The 13,806-nt window shown below is 70.4% G+C and carries 17 protein-coding genes; 6 read left to right on the plus strand and 11 right to left on the minus strand.

Annotated features, from left to right (window positions below; translation table 11 throughout):
• Nucleotide 1: 1 nt before the first annotated feature.
• From JJ691_RS18750 to JJ691_RS18765, 4 genes are all read right to left on the minus strand, one after another.
• A complete protein-coding gene (locus JJ691_RS18750) occupies nucleotides 2-574 on the minus strand; it encodes a TetR/AcrR family transcriptional regulator (protein ID WP_211770040.1) in 573 nt (190 codons plus the stop codon).
• Nucleotides 575-610: 36 nt separating this feature from the next.
• Nucleotides 611-1,837, minus strand: a complete 1,227-nt coding sequence (locus JJ691_RS18755; RefSeq protein ID WP_211770041.1) for an MFS transporter — start codon at nucleotides 1,835-1,837, stop codon at nucleotides 611-613.
• A 90-nt stretch (nucleotides 1,838-1,927) separates the two neighbouring features.
• Entirely contained in the window at nucleotides 1,928-2,437 is a 510-nt protein-coding gene (locus JJ691_RS18760) for a DUF302 domain-containing protein (protein WP_211770042.1), read from the minus strand.
• Between the two features lie 15 nt (nucleotides 2,438-2,452).
• Nucleotides 2,453-3,442 (minus strand): quinone oxidoreductase family protein, encoded by a 990-nt coding sequence (locus tag JJ691_RS18765; protein WP_211770043.1) that lies wholly within the window; start codon nucleotides 3,440-3,442, stop codon nucleotides 2,453-2,455.
• A gap of 130 nt (nucleotides 3,443-3,572) precedes the next feature.
• On the opposite strand from JJ691_RS18765, the gene JJ691_RS18770 reads away from it, so the two are divergent.
• Together JJ691_RS18770 and JJ691_RS18775 are read left to right on the plus strand one after the other, a co-directional pair.
• Entirely contained in the window at nucleotides 3,573-4,190 is a 618-nt protein-coding gene (locus JJ691_RS18770) for a TetR/AcrR family transcriptional regulator (RefSeq protein ID WP_211770044.1), read from the plus strand.
• A gap of 2 nt (nucleotides 4,191-4,192) precedes the next feature.
• Nucleotides 4,193-5,431 (plus strand): glycosyltransferase, encoded by a 1,239-nt coding sequence (locus JJ691_RS18775; RefSeq protein ID WP_211770045.1) that lies wholly within the window; start codon nucleotides 4,193-4,195, stop codon nucleotides 5,429-5,431.
• 51 nt (nucleotides 5,432-5,482) lie between these two features.
• Here JJ691_RS18775 and JJ691_RS18780 read toward each other — a convergent pair whose 3' ends face one another.
• Together JJ691_RS18780 and JJ691_RS18785 are read right to left on the minus strand one after the other, a co-directional pair.
• Entirely contained in the window at nucleotides 5,483-6,397 is a 915-nt protein-coding gene (locus JJ691_RS18780) for a DUF3048 domain-containing protein (protein WP_211770046.1), read from the minus strand.
• A 102-nt stretch (nucleotides 6,398-6,499) separates the two neighbouring features.
• Nucleotides 6,500-6,781: a hypothetical protein gene (locus tag JJ691_RS18785; RefSeq protein ID WP_211770047.1), complete on the minus strand. Its 282-nt coding sequence runs from the start codon at nucleotides 6,779-6,781 to the stop codon at nucleotides 6,500-6,502.
• A gap of 261 nt (nucleotides 6,782-7,042) precedes the next feature.
• Here JJ691_RS18785 and JJ691_RS18790 point away from each other — a divergent pair, with 261 nt between their 5' ends.
• Complete coding sequence (locus JJ691_RS18790; RefSeq protein WP_211770048.1) at nucleotides 7,043-7,657, plus strand: DUF4142 domain-containing protein; 615 nt, start codon at nucleotides 7,043-7,045, stop codon at nucleotides 7,655-7,657.
• Here JJ691_RS18790 and JJ691_RS18795 read toward each other — a convergent pair whose 3' ends face one another.
• Nucleotides 7,658-9,235 (minus strand): chloride channel protein, encoded by a 1,578-nt coding sequence (locus JJ691_RS18795; protein WP_249228023.1) that lies wholly within the window; start codon nucleotides 9,233-9,235, stop codon nucleotides 7,658-7,660.
• 66 nt (nucleotides 9,236-9,301) lie between these two features.
• Nucleotides 9,302-9,784 (minus strand): helix-turn-helix domain-containing protein, encoded by a 483-nt coding sequence (locus JJ691_RS18800; RefSeq protein ID WP_211770049.1) that lies wholly within the window; start codon nucleotides 9,782-9,784, stop codon nucleotides 9,302-9,304.
• Between the two features lie 56 nt (nucleotides 9,785-9,840).
• Here JJ691_RS18800 and def point away from each other — a divergent pair, with 56 nt between their 5' ends.
• Both def and JJ691_RS18810 read left to right on the plus strand, forming a co-directional pair.
• The gene (gene def / locus JJ691_RS18805) at nucleotides 9,841-10,380 is read left to right on the plus strand and encodes a peptide deformylase (RefSeq protein ID WP_211770050.1); all 540 of its coding nucleotides are present in this window, start codon (nucleotides 9,841-9,843) and stop codon (nucleotides 10,378-10,380) included.
• 96 nt (nucleotides 10,381-10,476) lie between these two features.
• Nucleotides 10,477-11,100, plus strand: coding sequence for a phosphate signaling complex PhoU family protein (locus tag JJ691_RS18810; protein WP_211770051.1), 624 nt, complete (start codon nucleotides 10,477-10,479; stop codon nucleotides 11,098-11,100).
• Here JJ691_RS18810 and JJ691_RS18815 read toward each other — a convergent pair.
• Nucleotides 11,097-11,597 carry a methylated-DNA--[protein]-cysteine S-methyltransferase gene (locus JJ691_RS18815; protein ID WP_211770052.1) on the minus strand — a complete coding sequence of 167 codons (501 nt, stop codon included), beginning with the start codon at nucleotides 11,595-11,597 and terminating at the stop codon, nucleotides 11,097-11,099. The genes JJ691_RS18810 and JJ691_RS18815 overlap by 4 nt on opposite strands.
• Nucleotides 11,552-12,427 (minus strand): EamA family transporter, encoded by an 876-nt coding sequence (locus tag JJ691_RS18820; protein ID WP_249228024.1) that lies wholly within the window; start codon nucleotides 12,425-12,427, stop codon nucleotides 11,552-11,554. The genes JJ691_RS18815 and JJ691_RS18820 overlap by 46 nt, the downstream gene beginning before the upstream one ends.
• 68 nt (nucleotides 12,428-12,495) lie before the next feature.
• Between JJ691_RS18820 and JJ691_RS18825 the strand changes: the two genes are divergently transcribed.
• Complete coding sequence (locus tag JJ691_RS18825) at nucleotides 12,496-13,356, plus strand: LysR family transcriptional regulator (RefSeq protein ID WP_211770053.1); 861 nt, start codon at nucleotides 12,496-12,498, stop codon at nucleotides 13,354-13,356.
• On the opposite strand, the gene JJ691_RS18830 is transcribed toward JJ691_RS18825, so the two are convergent.
• Nucleotides 13,348-13,764 (minus strand): hypothetical protein, encoded by a 417-nt coding sequence (locus tag JJ691_RS18830; protein WP_211770054.1) that lies wholly within the window; start codon nucleotides 13,762-13,764, stop codon nucleotides 13,348-13,350. The two genes, JJ691_RS18825 and JJ691_RS18830, sit on opposite strands and share 9 nt — an antisense overlap.
• Between the last annotated feature and the right edge of the window lie 42 nt (nucleotides 13,765-13,806).

A 13,806-nucleotide genomic window follows, 5' to 3' on the forward strand; every position in this document is an offset into this window, starting at 1 on the left:
GTCACGCCAGGGCGGCGTCGAGCAACGCCTCCGCGGTGGCCCGGGCGATCTTGGTGCTGCCCGGGCCGCGGTCGTTGCGGGTGGCCACGCCGTTGCCGTCGAACACCATGTGCAGCTGGGCGGCCAGCACGGTCGGGTCGGCGGCGCCGGCCTGCTCGGCCAGCTCGGTGAACAGGCCGCGCATCCAGGCCCGGTACTCCTTGGTGGCCAGATCGATGCGGTCGCCGGGGTGGGATTCGGCGCTGGCGCGGTGGAAAGCGCAGCCCTGGTAGCCGGATTCGGCGTAGGCCGCGTTCTGCCCCTCGAACGCGGCCAGCACCTTCTCCCGCGGCGTCTCGACGGCGTCGACCGCCGCCATGATGTGGTCGGCGAGCCGGTCCTGCCTGCCCTTGAGGTAGGCGTGGATCAGCTCGTCCTTGCTGCCGAACGTGTTGTACAGGGAGGCCTTGGCCACGCCGGCGTGCTCGATGACCCGGTCGATGCCGACCGTGTGCACGCCCTCGTTGTAGAACAGCTCGTCGGCTGCCGCCAGCAGGCGCTCACGCGCGGACAGCTTGCCCGTGGCCGTCGCCATTGACATCCACTCCTTCACCAGACAGACCTGTTCAGTTTACCGCCGCCGGGCCCGGACCAGCGCGGCCAGCGCCAGCACCGAGAGGACCAGCACCGCGCCGCCGTAGATCTGGGTCGCGCCGATCAGGCCGGGGCCGTCCACCACGAGGAAGCCGGCCGCCACAGCGGGAAGCCCGAAGCCCAGGTAGGACACCACGTACAGCAGGGACAGCACGCCGGCCCGCTCGTGCGGGGCCACCTGGGGGACGACGATCCGGATGCCGCCCTGGAAACCGCCGCCGAAGCCCGCGCCGGCGATGACCGTGCCGACGAAGAACAAAGCGAGCGATCCGACGCCTAACGCCACCAGCGTTACGGCCACGCCCAGGAACAGCGCACTGGTGCCGGTCAGCATCACCGCGACCGGGCTCAGGTTGCGCAGCACCAGCACCGCGATGCTGGCCACGCCGGCGAAAGCAACTAGCAGCACACCGGCCAGCACGGCGTTGTTGCCGCCGATCAGCTTGCCGATCAGCGCCGGGCCGAGCGCGCCGTACAGGCCGGCCAGCGCCCAGACGGCGAACAGCACCGGGGCCGCGGCCATGACGTGTGCACGGACCGCACGCGGGAGGCTGATCTCCGGCTTGAGGCTGGCCAGCGCACCCGGCGCCCGCGTCACCGTCTCACGCAGGAAGGCGACACCCAGGGCCTGAGCCAGGAACACGGCCAGCAGCACGTAGTAGACGAGGTGGGTGGGGGCCGGCAGGAACGTCACCAGCAGCGCCGAAAGCAATGCGCCGGTGGCGGTGCCGATGCCTGGGACCAGGGCGTTGGTGAGCTGGCCGCGCTTGGCGTCGATGTCCAGCATGGCCGCGCCGATGGCGCCGATGGCCGCGCCGGTGGTGATGCCCTGCACGAGCCGGCCGATCAGCAGCGCCGGCACCCCGCCGGCGGTGGCCAGGATGATCATCGTCAACGCCTGGACGACCAGCGCGACCAGCAGCACCGGCTTGCGGCCGACGTGGTCGGACAGCTTGCCCAGGGTGAGCAGCGACGCCAGCACGGAGATCGCGTAGATACCGAACACGATGGTCGTCGTGATCGGCGAGAAGCCCCATTCGGCCTGGTAGATGGCGTAGATCGGGGTCGGCGCGCTGGACGCCGCCAGCAACGTCACCACCATCGAGGCCAGCAGCAGCAACTGGGCTGTGCCGCCGCGCCGGGTCCCCGACCGGGCGAAAGTGTCGTCGACCCGTCGGGTCCGAGTGATGGTCTGAGAGCTCACGACACCCTCCGAGGTGAGTAGACAGGTCTGTCCAATGGCACTGCGACCGAGACTAGACAGACCTGTTCACTCACGCAAGTGACCTGTGACTCAGTCCAGTTCCGCCGGCACCGGGAGGTCCAGCACACCCAGCAGGTTCACCACCTTGGCGTCGAGCTCCCGGCCGACGGCGGCGATCTCGGGCCGCCCGAAGCTGCCGAACTGGTCGCTCGGGCGGTCGACGGACAGCCAGGCGCGACGGTCGACGTCCTCGTGGATCGCCACCCGCAGCGGGGCGTAGAGCATGATGCCGGGGTCGTGGCGGTACATGCGCTGCGCGATGAGGTGGTTGCCCATCAGATAGCCGGCGCAGTTGAGGTTGTTGCCGGCCAAGCTCATCAGCGGACCGGCGTCGACCGTCCAGTAACGCAGGAACCCATGTGTGGCAACACGATCGGTCGCCTCGGTGACGGTCGCCCAGTCGACCCGGTCGGCGACGAAGCCGGCGAACAGCTCCACGTCATAGGCCGGCACCGCGTCCTCGAACCGCTGCCGCAGCTCGGCGAACGTCTGTCCACTAGGGACTTCCAGGCGATGCGCGACACGTTCGACGGAAGGCATCTACAACACTCCTTTTCAGACGGACAACAGGACGCGGCCGAACGACCCGCCCTCGATCAGGTGCCGCTGCGCCCGCGCGGCCTCGGCCAGCGGGTACACGCTGTCGACGAGCGGGGTGATCTCCTTCCGCGCCACCAGGTCCAGCAGCTTCACGTTGGCCGCGGCCACCTGGTCCGGGGTGAACATCGCGAACCGGAAACCGTGCACGTGCGCGTTCTTCCAGATCAGGTCGGTGACATTGACGGTGCTGGTCATCCCGGCCGAGTAGCCGATGCTGACCAGCGAACCGTCCACGGCCAGCGAGCCCAGGGCCTCTCCGGTGAGCGGGCCGGCGACGCCGTCCAGCACGACGTCGACACCCTTGCCGTCGGTCAGCCGGGCGACGCCGTCTCGCAGCGATTCCTGAGACAGGTCAATGACTTCGAACCCGACGTCGCGACCGAGCGCGGCCTTCACCGAGGAGGTGGCGGTGGTGATGGCCTTGGCCGCGCCGAGCACCCGAGCGATCTCCACACCGCCCTGCCCTACCGCTCCCCCGACTCCCGGCGCGAGCACGGTCTGGCCGGCACGGAAACCCACAACCTCAGTGAGGGCAAGGAGTGCCGTGAGATAGCCGGCGCCGGCGGTCAGCGCGGCGGCCGTGGTGTCGTCGACGGCATCCGGGAGCGGCACGAGGTCCGCGGGGGCGACAGCCACGAGCTCGGCCCAGACGCCGTCCACGCCGAGGCCGTACCGGCCGCCGCCGATCGCCACCCGGGTGCCGGCGGGCAGGGCCGATCCGCCGGGCTCCACCAGCACACCGACGCCGCTAACACCGGGGATCACCGGGAACGGCTTGACCGCGCCGGCGGGGAGTTTGCCCTGTCGGGCGGTGTTGTCGAGCGGGCTGACGCCAGCCACGGTCACCCGAACCACGGCCTGGCCGTCGCCGCCGGTCGGCTCGGGCGCGGTGGCCAAGCCGAGCACGTCGTAGTCGCCGAAGCGGTCGTACTGAATGGCACGCATGAAATAACCGTAGCACTTATGCTTATTTCACCAGCAGACCTGCTCGGGTACCCGACCGGACGTTGCCGAGGGCCGCGTCGCGGCTCGCCGGCCGTTGACACTGTTCGATCGACCGATCTAATCTTGGATCGTGCGATCGAACGACCGGACCTTCACCGAACACGCCCGGCGGACCCAGATCATTCTCGCCGCGATCGAGGTCATCGCCGAGATCGGCTACGCCCAGGCCTCCATCCGCAAGATCGCGGAGCGGGTCGGCGTGGCCATGAGCGTTGTGCTGTACCACTTCGCCAACAAGGACGAACTGGTCCGGGAGATCATCAACCATGCCTGGACGGCGGCGGTCGACGCGATCGTGCCCGCACTGGAGATGGAGCGGACCGCGGCCGCCAGGCTGCGGGCCTACATCCTGGCCAACGCGGACTTCATCAAGACGAACCGCATGCAGTACGCGGCGGTGCTGGACATCGGACTGAGCTACCGCACGGCCGACGGTGAACTCATGGACCGACTGGAGATGCGGCCGGATCTGGTGGCCGGCCTCGCGAAGCTGGACCTGGCGGCGATCCTGCGCGAGGGCCAGGACGCCGGCGAGTTCGGGGACTTCGACCCGGCCCGGACCGCGATGGCGATCCGGGGCGCGCTCAACGGGGCCGTGCTCGACCTCGTTCGCGACCCGGACTTCGACATGGACGGCTACGGAGAGGAACTGGTGGCTCTGTTCGAGAGAGCGACAAGAAGGGGGTAGTCATGGCCAAGGTGGTGGTCACGGCCATCGGTTCGCGGGGAGACGTCGCGCCGATGATCGCGATCGGCAGCCGATTGCAGGAGGCGGGGCACGAGGTCGTGCTGACCGCACTCACCGTTTCCTACGACCTGATCGCCGACAGCGGGCTTCGCTATCTGCCACACGAGGTGGGCACCGGCGAGAACGCCGACCTGAGCGAAGTGCGGGATCCGGTCAAGCAAGTGATGCAATTCTTGTCTCCCAAGGGAATGCAGACCACCGGCGAGGCGCTGCTGAAGGCCCTGGCCGACGAGCCGGCGGACATCCTGCTGCTGTCTCCGTTCGCCGAACTGGCCGGGCATCCGCTCGCCGAGGCCCGCGGCATTCCGAGCATCGGCGTCCGACTCCAGCCGATGTCCATCACAGCGGCGTATCCGCCGTCCCTCCTCGGCGCGTGGTCGGCAAGCCCGGCGCTCAACCGAACCGCCGGCCGACTCGCCGCGACGACCGTCGATCGCGTCTACGGCAAGCCGGTCGCCGCTTTCCGGCGACAACTGGGACTGCCCAAGGTGTCGACAAAGGCGTTGCGCCGGCGTCGCACTGAGGCGGAATGGCCCATCCTGCACGGATATTCGCCGCTCGTCGCGCCACGGCCGGCAGATTGGCGGCCAGGGCTGGACGTTGTCGGCTACTGGTGGCCGCCACAGCCGCTGGGCTGGGAGCCGCCCGAACATCTCGTGCGGTTCCTGGCCGCCGGTCCCCCGCCGGTGTACGTGGGCTTCGGCAGCCTGCCCATGGTGCAGGCGGAGCGCGAGCGAGTATCCGGTGTCATCGCGGAAGCGTTGCGCAAGGCCAAGGTTCGCGGCCTCGTGCAGGCCGGCTGGGCCAGTCTCAGCGTCACCGCGGACGATGTGATCACTATCGGCGAGGTGCCGCACGACTGGCTGTTCGACCATGTCGGGGCCGTCGTGCACAGCTGCGGCGCCGGCACCGCGGGCGCTGGGCTGCGGGCCGGTGTCCCCGCGGTCGGCATCCCCAACGCCGGTGGCGACCAACGGTTCTGGGCCCGGCGCCTGCACGAGCTCGGGGTCAGCGCCGGCACCCTGTCCCGGTCCAAGATGACCGCCGATTCACTGGCCGCCGCCATCACCACCGCGCTGACCGATCCCGGTCTTCGGGCCAATGCCAAGGCCGTGGCGGCGAAACTCGCCGACGAGGACGGCGCCGCTGCCGTCGTGACCGCAGTCGAACGCCTCACCTGACACCCCGGCGAGTCACGCTCTGGGACACACCGAATGTAAGGCTGGAGCAGATCAGGTTCCGCTCGGTGCGAGCAGTATCCACAGTGGACCGGTGGCCACCGGCACCGCTCGGCCGGACGCGTCGGCGAAGATCGTGGCGTCGGTGCGGCTCGGCCGGGACCAAGTGGCCTGGAAGGACTGGCCGTCGCGGAGCACGGTGGCCTGACCGCTGCCGACCGTGACGGCCACCGGCGACGGATTCCCCGCCACATCACCGGGAACGGTGCCGGCTCGAGTCGTGACGTGCTGCACGACGACGGTTGCCGCACTGAGGCGGCCACCGTCGGTGGTGGTCAGCGGCGTGCCGTCCATGGAGATCAGCCACTTCTGGTCCGACCACTCGAAGTCGAAGCCCGCCGACGCCACCTGCTCGTGCTGCTTGGTCGTCGCCGTGCCGCCGGCCGGCGCGGCGCCGGTCAACTCCTGGGTGATCGGCCCGGTGCCCTTGGGCAGCTGATCCGGGTGCAGGTACAGGTCGTGCGGCGCGACCCGGCTGCTGTCCCGGAAGTACGCGGCCGGAACCGCGCTCTGGCAGCCGGTTTCCATGCCGGCGTTGCGCAGCAACGGAACCAGCTCCGGGGCCGAGCCCGAACAAGCCAGCGTCGGCCGGCCGTACTGGCCCAGCATGTCGATGTCGGTCTCACGGGCGCTGCGCACCGGGCCGATCACCGGCGGCAGCTTGCCCAGGTATACCGCCGCGATCCGGGTCAGCCCGCCCTCGACCGGCTCCACGTACACCACGTCGGCCGATCCCAGCCCGGTCTGCGGCCGGGCCGCCGCCACGTTGTCGATCTTCACGACCAGCGCCGACCCCGGCGGCACCGCCGGCGTCGTGGTCGTCGGTGTCGGGCCGGGCGCCGGCTGGCCTGCGCACGAGGAGATCAGCACCAGCACCGCCGCCACGGGCACCAGCCGGAATCGCGCCATTCCCCCATCTAACGCCACATCACCCCGCCGCGACCCGGCCGATCACACGATCAGGTCACCAGTGGTGATCTGCCACGACTTCGGCAGATCACCACAACCCGGTCAGCCGTGGTGGCCGCCGCCGCTGAACCCGCCCCCGTGATGACCGCCGCTGAAACCGCCGCCATGGTGGCCGCCGAAGCCGCCGCCGTGGTGGTGGTGGTGGTGACCGCCGCCGAGGCCGCCGTGGTGGTGATGGTGGTGCTGCGACGAGCTGTCCATGCCACCGAGGAAGAAGCCGCTGCTGGAACCGCTGCCGCCACCGCGGCGGCCGCCACGACGCGCCCACACGAAGGCACCGAGCAGCACAGCGCCGATCACGACCAGGAACACCACGTTCATCATGGCCAACACCTCCTGCGGCCGCCGCTGCGTGGTCCCCCGACCCCAGCCGCGCGGCCTGTGAGATCGGAGTGTTCCCCCGATCACGGCGTCCTAGCTACGGACTTGAGCAAGGTTTGAGCCAGTGGTTTGTCTTCGATCGCCACTGAAGCCATAGTGCTTCATGGAACATGAACGCTGAACCGACCACGGCCGCCACGCGTACCGAACAGTGGCAGTGCACAACAGTGTGATCATGCAACAGTCCATGGTGGAGCGTGACGGATGAGGGCACGAACGATGCTGGGCCTGTGCGGAGTGGTGGTCGCGCTGTCCACGGCGGCCTGCGGCAGCGGTCAGGCAATGGGCAGCGGCCAGACGGCGGGCAGCGCCCCGGCGCCGACCACCGCCGAGGCGTTGGCGAACAACCAGTACGGGCCGCTCAGCGCGGCCGACATGAAGCTCATGACGCTGGTGCAGCAGACCAGCATCCGTGAGATCGAGCTGTCCCAGTGGGCCCTGCAGCGGTCGGCCAACCCCCAGGTGCGGGCGGCCGCCGCGATGATCGTCACGCAGCATGTCGAGCTACAGAAGGAAGACCAGCAGGCCGCGGCCAAACTCGGGTTCACGCTGCCCGACCGGCCGGCCGACGACATGCAGATCGGCATCGACCGGATGTCCAGGGAGAACGGGAAAACCTTCGACGACGACTACGCCAACACGCTGCGGCAGGCCCACGGCGAGGCGTTCATCCTGATCGCCCAGGTGCGCGCCGACACCCGCAACACCGTGGTGCGGCCGCTGGCCGACTCGGCCAACGACTTCATCAAGATGCACATCCAGGTGCTGGAGAAGACCGGCGACGTGGACTACTCGCAGCTGCCCGTGCCGCAGCCGTGATCACGGCAGCAGCCGCTCCCGGTGGTGTTCCTCGTGCAGGTCGCGGCGGCGGGCGTGCAGCAGCTGGGCCAGCGTGATCACGCCGACCAGCCGGGTCGGCTCATGGCGGTCGACCACCGGGGCCTTCTCCACGTAGGCCTCGGCCAGCTTGTTGGCGACCTCCCGCAGCGTCTCGTCCGGGTGCACCACCACCCGGGACGGCGTGGCGGCGACGCTCTCGTCCGGCGTCATCACCTCGTGCGCGAAGAACGCCTCCAGCGGATCGGTGGTGTACTCCCGGGTCAGGTGCAGCCGGCGGCGGGCGATCTTCTCGGTCAGCACGGATCGCTTGAGCAGCAACACCGACAGCGCGTAGGCCGACATCGAGGCCACCACCAGCGGCAGCAGATAGCTCCAGGCGTGGGTCAGCTCCAGGGTGAACACGATGCCCGTCAACGGGGAGCGCATCACGCCGCCGACCACCGCCGCCAGTCCGCACGTCGCCCAGAAGCCCGGCGCGAAGTGCGGCAGCAGGCCGCTCTCCGCCGCGCCCAGCGCCGCGCCGATCATGAACACCGGGGCCAGCACCCCGCCCGAGGTGCCCGAGCCCAGCGACAGCGACCAGATCGTGGTTTTCACCAGCAGGATGCCGACGATCAGCGACTCGGTGGCGTGGCCGGTCAGCAGCTGGTCGATCACGTCGTAGCCGACGCCGAGCGCCCGAGGCTCGATCAGGCCGCCGACGCCGATGATCAGACCGCCCAGGGCCGGCCACCACATCCAGTGCACGGGCAGCCGGGCGAACAGGTCCTCCGCGAAGTAGACCAGGGCCGTCGCGCCGATCGCCAGCAGGCCGCCGGTCAGGCCCGGGACCAGCGCCAACGCGTCGAACGCCGGTCCCGGTGCGGACGTCGGCGCCGCCACCGCGAACACCGGGTCCACCCCCAGCATGACACCTCGGCAGACGGTGCTCACCACGACCGCCGCCGAGACCGGCACCAGGCTCCGTGGCCGCCACTCGAACAGCAGCAACTCCACGGCCAGCAGGATCGAGGCCAGCGGGGCGTTGAACGTGGCCGCCATGCCGCCCGCCGCCCCCGCCACCAACAGCGTCTTGCGCTCGTCGGCCGACAGCTTCAGCGTCTGGGCCAGGATCGAGCCGACCGCCCCGCCGGTCATGATGATCGGGCCCTCCGCGCCGAACGGGCCGCCGGTGCCGATGCTGATCGCCGCCGACACCGGCTTGAGCACCGCGACCCTCGGCGACACGCGGCTGCCGCCGGTCAGGATCGCCTCGATGGCCTCCGGCATGCCGTGGCCGCGGATCTTCTCCGAGCCGTAGCGGGCCAGCAGGCCGATCACCAGGCCGCCGACCACCGGGGCCGTCAGCACCAGCCACCACGGGTGGTGCACCGCGCCCGGGGCCACCAGGTCGGTGGCCACGCGCTGGTAGAACACCGCGTTGGTGATCAGGCCGATGAGCTTCAGCAGCGCCCAGGCGGCCACCGCCGCCGCCGCGCCCACCGCGACCGCGATGCCCGTGATCAGCAGCATCCTCGGGCGCACGTGGAAGTCCCCGAGCCGGGCAGATCGTTGCATGCAGTAACCATTGCTTAGTGCAACAGATGCCGTCAATCGGCGGTGGCCGAGCTCACGGGCCGGTCGTCAGTCCGGGTCGAGCATCGGGAACAGGCGTGCCACCACGGCCACCGGCGCGGCGTCCGCCGGCCTCGCCGCCGGGACGGTCTCGCGGTGCCGGAACAGGGCGATCACCGAGCGGATCGCGTCGCCCATGGCCGCCATCTCCTCCGGGGTCAGATAGACGATCTCGCTGAACGCCTCGTCCTTGCGCCACGCAACCGGTGCCTGGGCCCGGTTGTCGCGCCAGCGCTGGTAACTCTCGTCCTCCAGCCGCCGGTTCAGCTCCCCCAGCTCGGCCGTCGGCCCACCTTTGGCCAGCCGCCATGGCCGGGCCCGGCCGCTGGTTCCCGGCACGTCCTCCACCAGGCCCTGCTCGGCCAGCTTGCGCAGGTGGAACGAGTACACCCCGGTGTTGCCGCCCAATTCCCGGGCCGCCTCCGTCGAGGTCAGCTCGTCACGCGTGCGCAGCAGCTCCAGCAGCGCCTCCCGCACCGGATGCTCATCCATAGTTTGCAAACTTACTTGTTTGCAAACTCATCGGCAACCGTCCTACCCTCGCCACCATGACCGTGCTGCCCGTGCGCCTGTTCGGCGACCCCGCGCTCACCCAGCCCGCCACCCCCGTGACCGACTTCGACCGGGAGCTGCACAAGCTCGTCCGGGACCTCCACGACACCCTCGACGACCAGCAGGGCTCCGGGCTTGCCGCGCCACAGCTGGGAATCCTGCGCCGCGTGTTCGTCTTCCAACTGGACGGCACCCGCGGCCACCTGGTCAATCCCACCCTGCGTTTCCCCGACGAACAGGAGCAGGACGGCCCCGAGGGCTGCCTGTCCATGCCCGGCCTCTACTTCGACACCGTGCGCCGCCTCAACGTCGTCGCCAAGGGCTGGACCATGCGCGGCGACCCTTTGCAAATAGTCGGCGCCGGGCACCTGGCCCGCTGCCTCCAGCACGAGACCGACCACCTCGACGGCGTCCTGTTCATCGACCGCATGGACGCCCAACGCCGCCGTGCCGCCCTCCGCGAGATCCGCGCCGCCGACTGGCACACCCCACCCACCGTCAAGGTCTCCCCGCACGCCGGTTTCTGGCAACGCTGACCCGAGGTGTTGGCAAAGCGTCAGGATTTGCGGGTCGGGAGCGGCGGACCGCGTAAGGACGGCGGAAAGCGGTGGGGGCGGTTCTACGGTGGGGGGATGCGGCAGGTACCGGATGTCGAGCTGACGGACACGTGCGAGATCGTGGCCGACACGATCGATCAGGCCACCTCGGCGCTGTTGACGGCTGATCCCGTTGCGGCGTGGAAGGTTCTGGAGGCGCCGACGCCGGCGAGCCGGCTGGTGGACTGGCAGGAGGAGACGATCGCGGTGCTGGTGGGGCGGCGCCGGCTGGCCCATCGGGAGCTGCGGGAGGCGATCGCGGCGGCCCGGGCGGTGACGGAGCTGGAGCGGATGCACGACCTGGCCCGGCACATCGCCAAGATCGTCCGCATGCACGGGGAACAGCCGGTGCTGCCGGTGGCGCTGCGGCAAAGGTTCGCCAACATGGGGGACATCGCCAGAGAGATGACGTTGTCGGCCGGTTGCGTGCTGTACTACGGCGATCGCGGCTACGTGGCGACGGTGACGGCGGCGGAGAAGGAGATGGACGAGCTGCACCGCTCCCTGTTCCCGGTGCTGACCACGCTCTGCGGGGACGACATGAACCGCATCGACGCCGGCCTCGTCAGCCAGTTCTATGAGCAGTACGCCGACCACGCGGTGCTGCTGGCGGCCCAGTTCGCGGCGACCTGCCCGGACCAGCCCAAGCAGCGGGTCTAGAAGAGGCGGCCGAGGTCCTCGGCCGGCGGTTCTTCCAGTGCCAGCAGGAAACGCTTGCGGGACAGGCCGCCGGCGTAGCCGGTGAGGCGGCCGTCGGCGCCGACGACCCGATGGCACGGCACGATGATGCTGATGGGGTTCCAGCCGTTGGCGTTGCCGACGGCCTGAGCGCCGCCGGGATCCCCCAGCGCCACGGCCAACTGCCCGTAGGTCCGCGTCTCGCCGTAGGGAATCGCCAACAACTGCTGCCACACGGCGAGTTCGAACGACGAGCCGCGAGGGGCCAGCTCCACCGAAAACGACGTCAGGGAGCCGGCGAAGTACTCGTCCAGCTGGGCGATGACGTCCTCGAAGCCGGAGTCGTCGCGGGGGCCGAGCGAGGGCAGCCGGGGATTGCGGCTGTGCCCCTCGAAGTACAGCCCGATCAGCGCCGACCCGTCGGCGACGAGGGTCAGGTCGCCGACCGGCGAGCCTGTGACCGTGTGCCGAACGCCCATGGCCCCAGACTAGCGACCACCATGGCGGCGGCGATGGCAGCGATGGCCAACCAGTCGATCCAGGCCAGCCGCTGTCCGAGCACGACGAGCCCGACGAGGGCGGCCAGCACGGGGTTGACGCTCATGAACAGCCCGAAGAACTGGGTCGGCACGCGTCGCAGGGCGACGAGGTCGATAAGGAACGGGATGGCGGAGGACAGCACGCCGGCGGCCAGGGCCTCGCCAAGCGAGTTGATGGTCGGCGGGTGCAGAAACAGCACGACCAGCCCGATCGGCACATACACCAGCCCCGACACGAGAGCCGCGGCGGCGGAGCCCTGCGCGCCGGGCAGCCGCTGGCCGACGGTCCGGTTCAGCAGGATGTAGCAGGCCCAGCACGTGGCGGCGAGCAGCGCAAGCCCGATGCCGAGGTAGTCGGCGCTGGGCTGCGGGCGGGCGAGCACCACGGCGGCGGGGGCCGCGACCAGGGCGCATCCCACGTCGACCAACCGCCGCGATCCGGCCAGCGCGACGGCCACGGGCCCGAGGAATTCCAGGGTCACGGCCAGCCCGAGGCCGATCCGGTCGATCGCGGTGTACAGCGACAGGTTCATCGTCGCGAACACCAGTGCCAAGGCCAGCACGGGCCGCCACTCGCGGCCGGTGAACTCCCGTAACCGAGGCCGGCCGGCGGCCAGCAGCAGCGCGCCGGCCACCCACTGCCGCACGGCGACCACGCCGGCCGGCCCGATCACCGGAAACGCCAGCGCCGCCGTCGCCGCACCGACCTGGTTGGACAGGGCGCCGCCCAACATCATCGCCATCCCACCGACGCGTTCGCGCTCAGTCATACCGGCAGCCTGCGTCGCGCCGTCGCATACGCAAAATGCATCCGACGCGCTATCTATACGCTGGAGTCATGGATCTCGAACTGCGTCAGCTCCGCTGCCTGGTCGCGATCGTGGACGCCGGCACGTTCACCGACGCGGCCATCGAGCTGGGGGTGTCCCAGGCGGCGGTGTCCCGCACGCTGTCCGCCCTGGAGCAGGTGCTCGGCGTCCGGCTGCTGCACCGCACCAGCCGTTCCGTCACGCCGACGACCGCGGGCGTGCAGGTGCTGGCCCGCGCCCGGCAGCTGCTGGCCGAGGCCGACAACCTGGTCCGCGAGGCCACTACCGGCCACACCCGGCTGCGCATCGGACACGCCTGGTCGGCGGTCGGCCGGCACACCGCCGAGTTCCAGCGCCGGTGGGCGGCCCGCTATCCGGGTGTGGATCTGTTGCTGGTCCGCACGAACACGGCGACCGGCGGCCTGGCCGAGGGCCTGTGCGACCTGGCCATCGTCCGCACGCCGATCGACCACCACCGCTACTCGCACGCCACGGTGGGCAGCGAACCCCGCTACTGCGTGCTGGCCGCCGACGACCCGTGGGCCAAGCGGCGGTCGATCACCCTGGCCGAGGTCGGCGAGCGCGTGGTGATGGTCGACCACCGCACCGGCACGACCACCGTCGACCTGTGGCCGCCGGACCGGCAGCCCCGGTTCGAGCCCATCAACGACGTCGACGACTGGCTGGCCGCGATCGCGACCGGGCGCAGCGTCGGCATCACGCCGCAGTCCACGGTCACCCAGTACCGGCGCGACGGGATCGTCTACCGGCGGGTGCGCGACGCCCCGCCGGTGCCGGTGAACCTGGTGTGGCGCAGCCATGATCCGCATCCGGCCACGCACGCGGCGATCGCCCTGCTCACGGAGCTGTACCAGGAAGGATCACCATAGGCCGCACACCGAGGACGCGGACCGGGCGGCGGACACCACGGCGGTCCACGGCGGCAGCGGCTGCCCGAACAGCGGCCGCTGCTGCCAGCGGCGCTCGGCCGTGCCGTCGGCGTCGTCGGTGGGCAGCAGCAGTTCGGCGCCGGCGTGCAGCCAGCCCACCTGGATCCGCACCAAGTCGGCCCAGGTGGCCTGGCGCAGCGCGGTCCGGGCCTGGGTAAGGAAGATCCATTCCCACCGCCGGCCGGCCGACAGGATGATCGGCGCGTGCAGCATGCAGCGGGTCAGGATGCCGTTCACCTCGGCCCCGAAGCCGGCGCGCATGATCAGCGCGTCCACCGCCTCGCCGACGACTATGCGGTCGCCGGCGAACAGCTGGAGATCGGACGGGGTGTTGGCAACGGCGGTCATGGGCGCCTCTCCCTTGGACAGGGCTGGCTGGTCGGACCACGT

Source organism: Kutzneria sp. CA-103260, from assembly GCF_018263855.1.
Classification (GTDB): domain Bacteria; phylum Actinomycetota; class Actinomycetes; order Mycobacteriales; family Pseudonocardiaceae; genus Kutzneria.